The 14862-nt window shown below is 53.6% G+C and carries 11 protein-coding genes; 2 read left to right on the top strand and 9 right to left on the bottom strand.

Annotated features, from left to right (window positions below; genetic code table 11):
* Positions 1-42: 42 nt before the first annotated feature.
* From lpxK to RS584_RS07500, 9 genes are all read right to left on the bottom strand, one after another.
* Entirely contained in the window at positions 43-1020 is a 978-nt protein-coding gene (lpxK, locus tag RS584_RS07540; RefSeq protein ID WP_315749206.1) for a tetraacyldisaccharide 4'-kinase, read from the bottom strand.
* Entirely contained in the window at positions 1017-2765 is a 1749-nt protein-coding gene (msbA, locus tag RS584_RS07535; protein ID WP_003858227.1) for a lipid A ABC transporter ATP-binding protein/permease MsbA, read from the bottom strand. The genes lpxK and msbA overlap by 4 nt, the downstream gene beginning before the upstream one ends.
* 36 nt (positions 2766-2801) lie before the next feature.
* Positions 2802-5066, bottom strand: coding sequence for a ComEC family protein (locus RS584_RS07530; RefSeq protein WP_045329580.1), 2265 nt, complete (start codon positions 5064-5066; stop codon positions 2802-2804).
* A gap of 212 nt (positions 5067-5278) precedes the next feature.
* The gene (ihfB, locus tag RS584_RS07525) at positions 5279-5566 is read right to left on the bottom strand and encodes an integration host factor subunit beta (RefSeq protein ID WP_003858233.1); all 288 of its coding nucleotides are present in this window, start codon (positions 5564-5566) and stop codon (positions 5279-5281) included.
* A 170-nt stretch (positions 5567-5736) separates the two neighbouring features.
* Positions 5737-7410: a 30S ribosomal protein S1 gene (rpsA, locus tag RS584_RS07520; protein WP_003858235.1), complete on the bottom strand. Its 1674-nt coding sequence runs from the start codon at positions 7408-7410 to the stop codon at positions 5737-5739.
* 111 nt (positions 7411-7521) lie between these two features.
* Positions 7522-8205 (bottom strand): (d)CMP kinase, encoded by a 684-nt coding sequence (gene cmk / locus RS584_RS07515; protein WP_015570968.1) that lies wholly within the window; start codon positions 8203-8205, stop codon positions 7522-7524.
* A 185-nt stretch (positions 8206-8390) separates the two neighbouring features.
* Complete coding sequence (gene aroA, locus RS584_RS07510) at positions 8391-9674, bottom strand: 3-phosphoshikimate 1-carboxyvinyltransferase (protein WP_032670211.1); 1284 nt, start codon at positions 9672-9674, stop codon at positions 8391-8393.
* 68 nt (positions 9675-9742) lie between these two features.
* Positions 9743-10831, bottom strand: coding sequence for a 3-phosphoserine/phosphohydroxythreonine transaminase (gene serC / locus RS584_RS07505; protein WP_017384829.1), 1089 nt, complete (start codon positions 10829-10831; stop codon positions 9743-9745).
* 162 nt (positions 10832-10993) lie between these two features.
* Positions 10994-11686 carry a DUF421 domain-containing protein gene (locus tag RS584_RS07500; RefSeq protein ID WP_017693700.1) on the bottom strand — a complete coding sequence of 231 codons (693 nt, stop codon included), beginning with the start codon at positions 11684-11686 and terminating at the stop codon, positions 10994-10996.
* A 127-nt stretch (positions 11687-11813) separates the two neighbouring features.
* Here RS584_RS07500 and ycaO point away from each other — a divergent pair, with 127 nt between their 5' ends.
* Both ycaO and focA read left to right on the top strand, forming a co-directional pair.
* Positions 11814-13574 (top strand): 30S ribosomal protein S12 methylthiotransferase accessory factor YcaO, encoded by a 1761-nt coding sequence (ycaO, locus tag RS584_RS07495; protein WP_315749202.1) that lies wholly within the window; start codon positions 11814-11816, stop codon positions 13572-13574.
* 405 nt (positions 13575-13979) lie between these two features.
* The gene (gene focA / locus RS584_RS07490; RefSeq protein WP_017384832.1) at positions 13980-14837 is read left to right on the top strand and encodes a formate transporter FocA; all 858 of its coding nucleotides are present in this window, start codon (positions 13980-13982) and stop codon (positions 14835-14837) included.
* Positions 14838-14862: the final 25 nt, after the last annotated feature.

The raw sequence follows: 14862 nt of genomic DNA, 5'->3' as shown, positions 1-14862 counted from the left end.
CGTTTTCCTGTCAGTCAAAGCGCCACCGGAACCGCGTAGAAGTTACTGCACTAACGCGAGCAGTTCCTTGAGCAAATGTTCCGGCTGTTCGCCGCTGAGTTCAGCGTCAACCGGCAGATACCACCAGTTTTCTTTCGCAAAGGCCCGGCATTTTACCGCGTCTTTTTCCGTCATGATCAGCGTCTGTCCCGGCGCTGCCAGCCTTTCAACCTCTTCGGCAACTAACGCCTGGTGATCGGCCAGCGGCACCCGTTTATCAAGCTTTGCGCCGCACTGCTCCAGCGTTGCGAAGAAACGCGGCGGATGACCTATACCGGCCATCGCAACCAGATGTTCCAGTTGCGCGACGTCTATGCGCTCGCCGGTCAACATATTCACGGCCTGTCCGGGACGAAGATGCATCGGGATTTCGCCCGCTCTGGCTTCACCACCGTTCACAATCACGGCATCGACGCTCTTCAGGCGCGACGCTCGCTCACGTACAGGGCCGGCTGGCAGCCACCAGCCGTTGCCAAAACGCCGCACGCCGTCAATGACCACGATCTCTTTGTCACGCGCCAGCGCGTAATGCTGCAAACCATCATCGGTAATAACGATTTGTACGTCATGCTCCGCAAGCAGTGCCTTCACGGCATCACTGCGCACCGGCGATACCGCAACCGGCGCGCCGGTACGCTGGTAAATCAGTACCGGCTCATCACCGGCTTCAGCGGTTGTCGTAGCTGGGCTCAGCACCAGTGGATACTGCGCCGCTTTACCACCGTAACCGCGTGAGACAACTCCCGGGCGGATACCGCGCCTCTGGAGCTGTTCTACCAGCCAGATCACCACTGGGGTTTTGCCGTTTCCACCCGCCGTCAGGTTGCCGACCACCACCACCGGTACCGGTGCGCGCCAGGCGCGCTTGATCCCGAGGCGGTAAAGCAGACGAATAGCACCGCTCACCAGGCCATACAGCCAGGAGAGCGGGAGAAGCAGCACCCACAGAGGGGATTCACCCGACCAGATGCGTGCAATCATTGACCGAACTGCATTTTATGAAGCTGCGCGTAAACACCACGCTGTTCCAGCAGGTCCGCATGGCTGCCGCGTTCAACGATCACGCCATCTTCCACCACCACGATTTCGTCAGCCTGTTCGATGGTCGACAGACGGTGCGCGATAACCAGCGAGGTACGGTTTTTCTGTAATTCATCCAGAGCAGACTGGATAGCGCGTTCAGATTCCGTATCCAGTGCGGACGTTGCTTCATCGAGGATCAGAATCGGGCTGTTGCGCAGCAGCGCACGGGCAATCGCGATACGCTGACGCTGACCACCGGAGAGCAGCACCCCGTTTTCGCCAATGATCGTATCCAGACCGTTATCCATTTTGTTAATGAAGTCCATCGCATAGGCCATACGCGCCGCATTCTCAATCTCTTCACGGCTGTACTCTTCGGTACGGGCATAGGCAATGTTGTTCGCCACCGTATCGTTGAAGAGATGCACGTTCTGCGAGACCAGCGCGACCTGGTTACGCAGCGACTGGAGGGTATATTCCCGCAGGTCGTGACCATCAAGCAGGATCTCGCCCTGGTCGATATCGTAGAAACGGGTAATCAGGCTGGCAATGGTCGACTTGCCCGAACCGGAACGACCGACCAGCGCGACGGTTTTACCCGCCGGGATGGACAGGCTGATATCACGCAGCGCCGGCACTTCACGGCCTGGATAGGTAAAGGTGACGTTACGGAATTCCAGGTCGCCTTTAGCGCGCTCGATCACGCGTGTTCCTTCATCTTTTTCCTGTTCGGAATCGAGGATGCTGAACAGCGTCTGACAGGCTGCCATCCCGCGCTGGAACTGGGCGTTGACGTTAGTCAGCGATTTCAGCGGACGCATCAGCGCAATCATGGATGAGAACACCACCGTAATGGTACCCGCAGTCAGGGTTTCCATGACGCTCGGGAAACTGGCGGCATACAGGACGAAGGCCAGGGCCAGAGAGGCAATCAGCTGAATGATCGGATCGGAAATCGACGAGGCCGATACCATTTTCATTCCTTGCAGGCGCATTCTGTTGCTGACCTTGTCAAAGCGTTTGGTTTCGACTTCCTGACCGCCGAAAATCAACACTTCCTTATGGCCTTTCAGCATCTGCTCGGCGCTGGTCGTCACCTGCCCCATCGTATTCTGCATATTTTTACTGATGTTGCGAAAACGCTTTGATACCACGCGGATCGCGATGGAGACAATCGGCGCCAGCACAATAAGGATCAGCGACAGTTGCCAGCTGTAATAGAACATCATCGCGAACAGGCCGATGATGGATGCGCCTTCACGCACAACGGTAATCAGTGCGCTGGAAGAGGACGACGCCACCTGCTCTGAATCGTAGGTAATACGCGACAGCAGGGTGCCGGTTGACTGTTTGTCAAAGAATGAGACCGGCATCCCCATCATATGGCTGAACAGCCGGCGGCGCATGGTCATCACCACTTTACCGGATACCCAGGAGATGCAGTAGCTGGATACATAGCTGGAGATTCCGCGTAAGATCATCAGCCCAATAACCACCAGCGGCATCCATAGCAGCACTGAACGATCCGTTTTACCGAAACCGTCATCCAGTAACGGTTTGAGAAGCGATAACATAAACGTATCGCTGGCTGCGTTGAGGATTAACGCTACGCCCGCCACGATCAAGCCTGCTTTGAAAGGAGCAATCATCGGCCAGAGCCGGCGGAACGTTTGCCACGTGGAGAGATCTTTGTCGTTATGCATTCAAAAAACCAGCATTTGTTGAAATAGCCGCATATTCTACCCGTTATCTACGGGCGCGCCAAACCACTGATGATACCAACGCGGTAAATAGTGTTCGCGTAAGCGACGAATTTGCCGACTATGGTGCGAAAAGGTCACAGATATCTGCCCGGAATGCGGGGTATCAAGCCAGAGATATCCCTCCGTTCGATAGCGCCGGACCACTTTAATAGAAGGGAAACGCCACGCGTTATAGCGAGCCATCGAGGCCAGCGAAACCTGCCCCTCTACGCGCTGTAGCAACGGTGTTGAAGATGACGTGTTACTTCCATGATGCGGCACCTGAATCAGTGTAGACGCAAGCTGACGCCAGCGGTGGCTCAGCATTGCCAGTTCTGCCTGCGCTTCAATGTCTCCGGTCAGTAAAACGCTCTGTTCGCCGTCATCGATTTTTACCACGCAGGAGCGGTTGTTACCTTTCGCCGAGGTGTTTTCGGGTGGCCAGTGCACGGAGAACGTTAAACCCTGCCACTGCCATCGCTGTCCTCGAAAGCACGGAAGATGTCCGGACCAGGATAAGGGGCTCCTGATCCACATTGCGGGCCAGGCAGCTTTTAGCGATGCCAGTCCCCCCGCGTGGTCGAGATGTTCATGGCTCAGGATCGCCCCTTCCGGTTTCAGATGATGCCAGCGTAGCCAGGGGATAATCAGCTGCTGCGCACTGTCCCCACCGGGCCATGCCAGCCCGGTGTCATACAGAATGGCCTTCCCGTGACGCTCAATGACCATCGCCAGCCCCTGCCCTACATCCAGCATATGCAGGGACCAGCTGTCTGTTTTAACCCTGTGCCAGAGGGGAAAGGCCAGCACCACGCTGCCTGCCAGACAGACTGCGGGTGCTGCGCTGAAGGCCCTGAATCGCCAGCCAATGACCAGCAGCCACGGCAGTAACGTCAGGTATTGCCAGCGTTCATCAACGTCCTGCCAGCCATTCGGTAAACGCATCAATAACCAGAAAAGCCCTGCCAGAGATTTATCAGTAGCCAGCCAGACAATACTTTCCAGCGCAGCGACCGGAAACAGATGCAGAAACATGCCGAGCAGGATCAGCGGAACTGAGATAAACGTGACCAGAGGAACGGCAAACAGGTTCGCCACCAGCGAGGAGAGGCTGAAACCATGGAAAATCAGGACCTGAAGCGGCAACAGAAGCAGCAGCATTCCAACCTGCAAATACACTAGCGTCGCCAGCGGCCGCAGGCACCGGCCACGTTGCCAGTGCGGGAGAGGCAACCACTGATACCAAAAAATAAGCGCGGCGACCGCAAACGCTGACAACGCCAGGCTTTGTGACAGTACCGCCAGTGGGTCGAAAATCAGGATCGCCGCCACGCAGGTAAGCCATACCTGCCAGGGCGACCACTGGCGACCACTCATTTTTAATGCAGCCAGTACCACAAGCGCGATAACCGTGCGCAGCGCGGGCGGCTGCAAGCCCGTTAGCCATGCGTAAAACGCGGCAAAAATCAGCCCTGCCAGCAAGGGGATTTGCCAGATAATCCAGCGGCCCGGCAGGAAGAACTGAATGCCCCGCGCCAGAAACCAGATGACAGAAGCGGCCAGCGCAATATGTAATCCCGAGATTGCCATCAGATGCATCGTTCCGGTATCACGCATCAGGTTTTTTATCTCCCGCGAGACCGACAGCCGCTCCCCCATCCCCAGCCCCAGGATCACGGGTCCCCACTGATATGCTGAAAGAGTATTCTGTAGTGATGTCAGGTATTGCGCACGCAGACTACAGCCTTCGTCAACGAGCGCCGCATGGGTAAACCGTCCACTCAGCGTCTGGTGTCGGGCAAAGGCATTTTTCTGTGAATCATAGCCGCCATCGTTGAGTTCTCCGTGTACCGCCCTGAACCGCAGGGTCATTGCCCAGCGTTGACCCACGCAGACGTTTTGCGGCAGATAGTTGCCATACAGCGCCACGCCCATGGCAGCCCACACGCGTTCTCCATTGAGGCTGACAATTCTTCCCTGATGCATCGTTGCGCCGTCCGTTGCGGTAATGACCACCTCGGCCTGCTGCGGTGCTTGCGTTAAATAGTTCATCGGCCACACGCTTTCCTGAGCGGCCAGGATCCCCCAGCACATAAAAAGCAATGCGAGTCCTGAAAACCTGAGCCATTTTCTCTGCTGTACGGATAACGCAATTCCTGCGGCAATCAGCAACCAGACAAGATGCAAATCTGGCAAAACGGGTAACCAATAGAGCGGGATTATGGCCAGAATGGCGCACATACTGATAACGTGGATCCCCATCTTCACCTCCATGTTTCAGGCGATTATGCGGCGGGACTGATGCGTCGTCAGACAGGAAAGACGTGATTTACAGCAGGCGCTGCAACGTTTTTAAGCGCTTACAGCAAAGAGAAAATTAAAATGCGGCGCGTATTCAGAAATGCAGGGGCGGGATACAAAAAAAGCACCCTAAGGTGCTTTCTTTAAACTCAGTTTAACCCTGATGATTAAACTCAGTTACCGTAAATATTGGCGCGATCGCGCAGTTCTTTACCCGGCTTAAAGTGCGGAACATACTTTCCTTCCAGCTCCACTTTATCGCCAGTCTTCGGGTTACGCCCGGTACGTGGTGCACGATAGTGCAGAGAAAAACTACCGAAACCGCGGATTTCAATGCGCTCGCCCTGGGCAAGAGTGGTAGCCATATGCTCCAGCATCTCTTTAACGGCATCTTCCACAGCCTTGGCAGGGATATGCGGTTGCTGACTGGCAAGTCTTTCAATCAATTCTGACTTGGTCATGATTCCTCCGGTTCCTTTCAAACCCATTAGCTGAACAGCTTATTAAACAAGGGCGGCCGTAGCCGCCCTTTGTTATTGATTACAGGACGAATCCTGCAATCTGTCAAGTCTGCTCTCCATCCTTCGCGCTGTAAATGCGTTACAGCTCAAATGATGGTGCGAACCTGAACTTACTCGCCTTTAGCTGCTTTGAAAGCTTCAGCCATTGCGTTGTTAGAAAAGTTTGCATCTTCCTGTTTGTTCACAGTTGCGATTGCATCTTTCTCATCAGCTTCGTCTTTAGCACGAACAGACAGGCTGATTGCACGGTTCTTACGGTCAACACCGGTGAACTTAGCTTCAACGTCGTCACCAACGCTCAGAACCAGAGTTGCATCTTCAACGCGGTCACGTGAAGCTTCGGAAGCGCGCAGGTAACCTTCAACGCCGTCAGCCAGTTCTACGGTTGCGCCTTTAGCGTCAACAGCAGTCACTTTACCGTTTACGATTGCGCCTTTCTTGTTCAGTGCAACCCAGTTGTTGAACGGATCTTCTGCGAGCTGTTTAACGCCCAGGGAGATACGCTCACGCTCTGCGTCAACTTGCAGAACAACTGCTGCGATTTCGTCGCCTTTTTTGTATTCACGAACTGCTTCTTCGCCTGCAACGTTCCAGGAGATGTCAGACAGGTGAACCAGGCCATCGATGCCGCCGTCCAGGCCGATGAAGATACCGAAGTCAGTGATAGACTTGATTTTACCTTCAACACGGTCGCCCTTGTTGTGGGTTTCCGCGAACTGCTGCCATGGGTTGTTTTTGCACTGCTTCAGGCCCAGGGAGATACGACGACGTTCTTCGTCGATATCCAGAACCATCACTTCCACTACATCACCAACGTTAACAACTTTGGATGGGTGGATGTTTTTGTTGGTCCAGTCCATTTCGGAAACGTGCACCAGACCTTCAACGCCTTCTTCGATTTCAACGAAGCAGCCGTAGTCAGTCAGGTTGGTAACGCGACCAGTCAGTTTAGTACCTTCTGGGTAACGCTTAGCGATAGCTACCCATGGATCTTCGCCCAGCTGTTTCAGGCCGAGGGATACACGAGTACGCTCGCGGTCGAACTTCAGCACTTTAACAGTGATTTCGTCGCCCACGTTCACGATTTCGCTTGGGTGCTTAACGCGTTTCCACGCCATGTCGGTGATGTGCAGCAGGCCATCAACGCCGCCCAGGTCAACGAATGCGCCGTAGTCAGTGAGGTTCTTAACGATACCTTTGACTTCCATGCCTTCCTGCAGGTTTTCCAGCAGCTGATCGCGTTCTGCGCTGTTTTCGGATTCGATAACGGCACGACGGGAAACAACAACGTTGTTACGCTTCTGGTCCAGCTTGATTACTTTGAACTCAAGCTCTTTGCCTTCGAGGTGCAGGGTGTCACGGACTGGACGAACGTCTACCAGAGAACCTGGCAGGAACGCACGAATACCATTCAGCTCAACAGTGAAGCCACCTTTAACTTTGCCGTTGATAACACCGACCACAGTTTCAGCTTCTTCGTAAGCTTTTTCCAGCGTGATCCATGCTTCGTGACGTTTAGCTTTCTCACGAGACAGCAGGGTTTCGCCGAAGCCGTCTTCTACTGCGTCCAGAGCAACGTCAACTTCGTCACCTACCTGGATTTCCAGCTCGCCCTGGGCGTTTTTGAACTGCTCAGCCGGGATGGCAGACTCAGATTTCAGACCGGCGTCAACCAGTACAACATCTTTGTCGATAGCAACAACAACGCCACGAACGATGGAACCCGGACGGGTTTCGATTTCTTTTAAGGATTCTTCAAACAGTTGAGCAAAAGATTCAGTCATGTTTAATCTTCAGGTTAATATTAACGTCCACCTGGCTCCGTGCCGGATGGGGTTGTTTCACATACCCGCCGTCAATCCATTGCAGCGGGGGTACTGCTAAATCGGTCGCGATTACGCGAGTGCCAGTTTTTGGCGCGCATATTGTAGCGCTTTTTCAATCACTTGCTCAATAGTTAAACTGGTTGAATCCAGCACTAATGCGTCTTGCGCGGGAACAAGTGGTGCGACGGCGCGGTTACGATCGCGGTCATCGCGCTCTTTTATCTCGGATAAAAGGCGATCAAAGTTAACACTAAACCCCTTTTCCTGCAACTGAAGCATGCGGCGTTGAGCACGTTCTTCTGAAGAGGCGTCAAGGAAAATTTTCACTGGCGCATCGGGGAATACCACGGTTCCCATGTCGCGGCCGTCGGCGATCAGCCCCGGCGCTTCACGGAAACCGCGCTGGCGACGTAACAGCGCTTCACGAACGCGTGGGAAAGCCGCCACCTGAGAGGCCGCATTAGCCACTTCCTGGGTACGGATTTCACCGCTGACATCTTCCCCTTCCAGGATCACTTCAAGGTTGCCATCGGTCGAGACAAAGCGCACATCCAGATGCGCAGCCAACGGTACCAGCGCTTCTTCAGACGCAACATCCACATGATGATGCAGCGCAGCCAGCGCCAGCACGCGATAGATTGCTCCCGAATCTAAAAGATGCCATTGCAATGCTTCCGCCATCGCTTTGCACAGAGTACCTTTCCCTGCGCCACTTGGCCCATCAATGGTGATTACCGGGGCAATTGCCGTCATCTTTTTCTCCTTAATTAAGGCATACCGTTTACATGAACGCCGCGCATTATACGCGCCAACGTGCGCAACTGTTACCTTTGCGTGCAAATTACGGAATGATTGAAGCAGAGTGTAGAAGAAATGAAAGAGGATGAGTGTCAGAAAGCGTAAGGAAATGCCGCATCAGGTGATGCGGCATACGATCATCAGGCCAGGGTGCTAATGCGCGCCAGCTGTTCGAAGTAGTCCGGGAACGTTTTTGCCGTACACTTCGGATCAAGGATAGTGACTGGCGTATCTGACAACGCCACCAGCGAGAAACACATCGCCATGCGGTGATCGTTGTAGGTGCCAATTTCTGCAAATTGCAGTTTTGCCGGCGGCGTGACGCGAATGTAGTCTTCGCCCTCTTCTACCTCGGCCCCCACTTTACGCAGCTCGGTTGCCATCGCGAACAGGCGGTCCGTCTCTTTCACACGCCAGTTGTAAATGTTTCGCAGCGTGGTGGTGCCTTTCGCAAACAGCGCAGCGGTGGCAATGGTCATCGCCGCATCCGGAATATGGTTCATATCCATATCGATGGCGTTCAGCTCACCGTGGGTGCAGGAGATGAAGTCATCGCCCCAGGTCACCACCGCGCCCATTTTTTCCAGCACGTCAGCAAAACGGATATCGCCCTGCACGCTGTTGCGGCCAATGCCCGTCACTTTAACCGTACCGCCTTTAATCGCGCCTGCGGCAAGGAAATAGGAGGCGGATGAAGCATCGCCTTCAACCAGGTAGTGGCCCGGCGACTGGTACTGCTGCCCACCGCGAACCACGAAACGCTGATAAGACTGGTTTTCCACCTCAACACCAAAGGTGTTCATCAGGTGCAGGGTGATATCAATGTACGGCTTAGAAACCAGGTCGCCTTTAATGCTGATGACGGTGTCCTGTGGTGCCAGCGGTGCGGTCATCAGTAGCGCGGTCAGGAACTGGCTGGAAACGCTACCGTCAACCTCAACATTGCCGCCAGTGAATCCCCCGCGCAGACGCAGGGGCGGGTAATTTTCCTGCTCAAGATAATCAATCTGCGCGCCGCCCTGACGCAGGGCATCCACCAGATGGCCGATCGGACGCTCTTTCATTCGCGGCTCACCGGTCAGCACAATATCGTTACTCCCCAGACACAGCGCTGCGGCCAGAGGACGCATCGCGGTACCGGCGTTACCCAGGAAAAGCTCCAGCGCTTCAGCAGAATGTAACGCGCAGCCGTTACCGGTGACTTCACAACGGGTACGATCGTCAGACAGCGCGTACTGAACGCCCAACGCTTTCAGTGCATTGAGCATATGGCGCACGTCATCGCTGTCCAGCAGATTAGTGAGGACGGTGGTGCCGTTTGCCAGAGCTGCCAGCAGCAGAGCGCGGTTCGAGACACTTTTTGAACCAGGCAGATTAATGGTGCCATCTACCCGCGCGATAGGTTGTAACGTCAGGGATTCCATGAAACTTAACTCTCAACTCAACATAATAAAAACCCCGCAGGAACGCTGCGGGGGTGAAAAACAGCCAATTAACCGTGACGACGTTCGAAGTCGATCATGAAATCAGTCAGGGCTTTAACGCCTTCCAGCGGCATGGCGTTATAGATAGAGGCGCGCATTCCGCCTACCACACGGTGGCCTTTCAGCGCATGCAGACCCGCCGCGAAGGACTCTTCCAGGAACACGTTATCCAGGTTGCTGTCCGCCAGCTGGAACGGCACGTTCATGCGCGAACGGTTAGTTTTGGCGACATCGTTACGGTAGAAATCGCTCTTGTCGATCACGCCGTACAGCAGTTCAGCCTTTTGCTGATTGATCTTATCCATCTGCGCCACACCGCCTTTTTGCTTCAGCCATTTGAAGACCAGGCCGGAGAGATACCAGGCAAACGTTGGTGGGGTGTTGAACATGGAATCGTTGTCGTTCAGGACGGTGTAATCCAGAATTGACGGGCAAGACTTATGGGCTTTCCCCAGCAGGTCTTCACGCACAATAACGATAGTCAGACCCGCAGGACCGATGTTTTTCTGGGCACCCGCGTAGATGACGCCGTAGCGGCTGACATCCAGCGGGGTGGACAGAATGGTTGAAGAGAGATCCGCCGTCACAATGACATTTTCGCCAAAGTCTGGCTCTTCGTGAATGGCAATACCGTCGATGGTTTCGTTCGGGCAGTAGTGAAGATACGCGGCGTTGTCAGAAAGCTGCCACTCACTCATCGGCTTCACGGCGCGCAGACCGTCAACGGTCACTTTGGCATCGATGACATTCGGCGTGCAATATTTGTGCGCTTCTTTTACCGCACTGGCCGCCCAGTAGCCGGCATCAACGTAATCAGCGGTGGTTTTGTCGCCCAGTAGATTGAGCGGGATACCCGCAAACTGGCCGCGTCCACCGCCGTGACAGAACAATACTTTGTAGTTCGAGGGAATGTTCAGCAGATCGCGAAAATCCTTTTCTGCTTCTTCCGCCACCTGAATAAACGCTTTACCCCGGTGGCTGACTTCCATCACCGACGTACCCAGACCGTTCCAGTCACACAGCTCCTGTTGAGCCTGTTTGAGCACGTCTGCCGGTAACATTGCCGGACCTGAACTGAAATTAAAGACTTGAGCCATTTCCCCTCACCACGCTAAAAGCCATAAGTTATAACTGTGGATATCGGTTTTATCATTCAGTGACACGCGCCGCAATGTCTAAAACTGATGGCCGAAGAAATGTGCCCCTCGTCACACAATACAATCTGCCGTACCGTTGTCACAAAACCGACAAAATCGCTGTCAGGTGTTACGTTTAGCCCGGCTAACCTTCGTCCATTCTGGATTCGTACAGCGGGGGCATAATTGATGATCGCCCGCCTGCATAACCACGACATGACTACATTTTATGCAGGCGTACTCGCCCGCTTCAGGTACAGTTTTGTATCGCTCGATGAGCATATCCGGCAGGATGCACAGGCCGGGCTTCACCTCATCGTCGGAATAGTAATAGACGCTGATTTGACCATTCGTTTCCATAATCGCCAGACGCACCTGCCCCAGTTGCTCAACGCTGCTCAAACGGAGTTCCATAAAGAACTCAAACTCCGTCATATTGGCGCTTTGCACATTCTCCCAGGCCAGTTGACCATCTTCGACAATCACCACCGGCTTCCCTTCGAGCAGATCTTCCAGTTTCTCACTTTTCGACATCAGCCACATGACCAGCCGGTACAGCAGTGCAAGCGTCACGAAGACGATAAAGACCGGCACCATCGGCACATCGTCATAAAAGGCAACGTCCCCTGCCGCCGACCCCAGCGTCAGGATGATCAGCACTTCAAACAGCGACATCTGCCGCACGCCGCGACGTCCGGTGATTTTCAGAAACAGGAAAACGAGTACAAAGGTGTACAGGCTGCGCAGCGCTACTTCGCCTAAAAACTCAGGAGGGACTTTATCAAACGCCATCCGCTGGAGATCGAAAGCTTTCATTTTTCTATGCCTTAACAGTAGGTTACTGCTTATAAGCATAGTCCAGCCATTTATTTTCGCCGGAGATAGCACCCGTCACGCAAAACCCGTATCATTGCGCGCTTTACGTACGATAAAAGTGAACGCCATGACTCAAACGTTTATCCCCGGCAAAGACGCCGCTCTGGAAGATTCCATCGCTCGCTTCCAGCAGAAACTGACCGACCTGGGCTTTAATATCGAAGAAGCCTCCTGGCTGAATCCGGTGCCTCACGTCTGGTCCGTGCATATTCGCGATAAAGACTGTGCGCTGTGCTTTACCAACGGTAAAGGCGCGACCAAAAAAGCGGCGCTGGCCTCTGCGCTGGGTGAGTATTTTGAGCGTCTGTCCACCAACTACTTCTTCGCCGACTTCTGGCTGGGCGAAACCATTGCCAACGGTCCGTTCGTTCACTATCCGAACGAAAAATGGTTCCCGCTGACCGAAAACGATGAACTGCCGGAAGGCATTCTCGATGCCCGCCTGCGCACGTTCTACGATCCGGAAAACGAACTGACCGGCAGCATGTTGATCGACCTGCAATCCGGCAATGAGGATCGTGGGATCTGCGCCCTGCCGTTCACCCGTCAGTCTGACGAGCAGACCGTTTATATCCCGATGAACATCGTCGGCAACCTGTATGTGTCTAACGGCATGTCTGCCGGTAATACCCGCAACGAAGCGCGCGTGCAGGGATTGTCTGAAGTTTTCGAACGTCATATCAAAAACCGCATTATTGCTGAAACCATCAGCCTGCCGGAGATCCCGGCTGACGTGCTGGCGCGCTACCCGGGCGTGGTGGAATCCATCGCCAAACTGGAAGCAGAAGGTTTCCCAATCTTTGCTTATGACGGCTCTCTGGGCGGCAAATATCCGGTTATCTGCGTGGTACTGTTCAACCCGGCAAATGGCACCTGTTTCGCCTCCTTCGGCGCGCACCCGGACTTCGGCGTGGCGTTGGAGCGTACCGTAACCGAACTGCTGCAAGGTCGTAGCCTGAAAGATCTCGATGTCTTTACTCCGCCAACCTTTGATGACGAAGAAGTCGCCGAGCACACCAACCTCGAAACGCACTTCATCGACTCCAGCGGTTTGATCTCCTGGGATATGTTCAAACAGGACGCGGACTATCCGTTCGTGGACTGGAGCTTTGCCGGTACGACGGAAGAAGAATTCGCCACCCTGATGGCGATCTTCAACGCGGAAGATCAGGAAGTCTACATTGCCGACTATGAACACCTCGGTGTTTACGCGTGCCGTATTATTGTGCCAGGTATGTCGGACATTTATCCGGCAGAAGATTTATGGCTGGCGAACAACAGCATGGGCGCACATCTGCGTGAAACCCTGCTGGCCCTGCCAGGCAGCGAGTGGGATAAAGAAGATTATCTGAACCTGATCGCCCAGCTGGACGAAGAAGGACACGATGATTTCACCCGCGTGCGCGAACTGCTGGGTCTGGCGACCGGAAAAGATAATGGCTGGTACACCCTGCGCATCGGCGAGCTGAAAGCGATGCTGGCGCTGGCGGGCGGCGATCTGGATCAGGCTTTGGCCTGGACCGAGTGGACGATGGAGTTTAACCAGTCCGTCTTCTCCGCCGAGCGCACTAACTATTACCGTTGCCTGCAAACGCTGCTCCTGCTTTCTCAGGAAGACGACCGCGAGCCATTGCAGTATCTGAACGCCTTTGTACGTATGTACGGTGCGGATGCCGTTGAAGCTGCCAGCGCGGCGCTGAGCGGTGAAGAACCATTCTACGGCCTGCAAGCGGTTGACAGCGATCTGAAAGCCTTCCCGGCGCATCAGTCACTGCTGAATGCGTATGAAAAATTGCAGAAGGCAAAAGCCGCTTACTGGTCAAAATAAGCGCATATAACATTAATGGCTGTAGGCGTATTCAATCGCCTGAGCTATATTACGGGGCAATTTCATTGCCCCTTTTTTTTATTTTTCCGCAATGACGTTTAATTGTAATAATTAAGTTAACCACGGGTAAATATAAAAACGCTTACCTGAGCTTTACTGTTACTAATTATAATAAATACTCCATTTTAATTAACTGTTCCACGGGAGGCTGAAGGAAAAAATTCAACTCTTTTCATAACTTTTAAAATTTATTTTTATACGGATAATCAAATACTTACTCCGCTTTTGCTGTAAAACCATACACACTGCGGGCCTATAAGCCAGGCGAGATATGATCTATATCAATTTCTCTTCTATAATGCTTTGTTAGTATCTCGTCGCCGACTTAATAAAGAGAGAGTTAGTGTGAAAGCTGACAACCCTTTTGATCTATTACTCCCCGCTGCGATGGCGAAAGTTGCCGAAGAAGCGGGTGTCTACAAAGCCACGAAACATCCGATGACGACGTTCTTTCTGGCCATTACGGCTGGGGTGTTCATCTCCATCGCTTTCGTCTTCTATATCACAGCCACCACCGGCACTGCCGGGATGCCTTTCGGCATAGCGAAACTGATTGGTGGTATCTGCTTCTCACTGGGCCTGATTCTCTGCGTCATCTGCGGCGCCGACCTCTTCACCTCAACGGTGCTGATTGTGGTGGCAAAAGCCAGCGGAAGAATTACCTGGGGTCAACTGGGGCGCAACTGGCTCAACGTTTACGTTGGCAACCTGATTGGCTGTCTGCTCTTTGTTCTGTTGATGTGGCTCTCTGGCGAGTATATGACCGCCAACGGCGGCTGGGGGCTTAACGTCCTGCAAACCGCCGACCACAAAATGCACCATACATTTATCGAAGCTGTTGCTCTCGGCATCCTCGCAAACCTGATGGTCTGCCTGGCGGTCTGGATGAGCTACTCTGGTCGTAGCCTGATGGATAAAGCCATGATTATGGTTCTGCCGGTTGCGATGTTTGTTGCCAGCGGCTTTGAGCACAGTATTGCGAATATGTTCATGATCCCGATGGGGATTGTTATCCGCAACTTTGCAAGCCCGGAGTTCTGGACTGCTGTAGGTTCAACCCCGGAAAGTTTTTCACACCTGACTATTATGAACTTCATTACTGATAACCTGATCCCCGTCACTATCGGGAACATTATCGGTGGGGGTCTGTTAGTTGGGTTGACATACTGGGTCATTTACCTGCGTGGCGGCGATCATCATTAATGGTTGTCTCAGGCAGTAAATAAAA

Origin of the sequence: Enterobacter sp. DTU_2021_1002640_1_SI_PRY_ASU_LCPMC_013, assembly GCF_032389435.1 — a bacterium.
Lineage (GTDB): Bacteria > Pseudomonadota > Gammaproteobacteria > Enterobacterales > Enterobacteriaceae > Enterobacter > Enterobacter hormaechei_C.
The sequence above is the reverse complement of the archived record's forward strand: the minus strand, read 5'-3'. Positions and strand labels throughout refer to the sequence as shown.

Excerpts from the sequence above, each read along its gene's own strand:
- lpxK (WP_315749206.1), bottom strand. The coding sequence starts at position 1,020 with ATGATTGCACGCATCTGGTCGGGTGAATCCCCTCTGTGGGTGCTGCTT.
- msbA (WP_003858227.1), bottom strand. The coding sequence starts at position 2,765 with ATGCATAACGACAAAGATCTCTCCACGTGGCAAACGTTCCGCCGGCTC.
- RS584_RS07530 (WP_045329580.1), bottom strand. The coding sequence starts at position 5,066 with ATGGGGATCCACGTTATCAGTATGTGCGCCATTCTGGCCATAATCCCG.
- ihfB (WP_003858233.1), bottom strand. The coding sequence starts at position 5,566 with ATGACCAAGTCAGAATTGATTGAAAGACTTGCCAGTCAGCAACCGCAT.
- rpsA (WP_003858235.1), bottom strand. The coding sequence starts at position 7,410 with ATGACTGAATCTTTTGCTCAACTGTTTGAAGAATCCTTAAAAGAAATC.
- cmk (WP_015570968.1), bottom strand. The coding sequence starts at position 8,205 with ATGACGGCAATTGCCCCGGTAATCACCATTGATGGGCCAAGTGGCGCA.
- aroA (WP_032670211.1), bottom strand. The coding sequence starts at position 9,674 with ATGGAATCCCTGACGTTACAACCTATCGCGCGGGTAGATGGCACCATT.
- serC (WP_017384829.1), bottom strand. The coding sequence starts at position 10,831 with ATGGCTCAAGTCTTTAATTTCAGTTCAGGTCCGGCAATGTTACCGGCA.
- RS584_RS07500 (WP_017693700.1), bottom strand. The coding sequence starts at position 11,686 with ATGAAAGCTTTCGATCTCCAGCGGATGGCGTTTGATAAAGTCCCTCCT.
- ycaO (WP_315749202.1), top strand. The coding sequence starts at position 11,814 with ATGACTCAAACGTTTATCCCCGGCAAAGACGCCGCTCTGGAAGATTCC.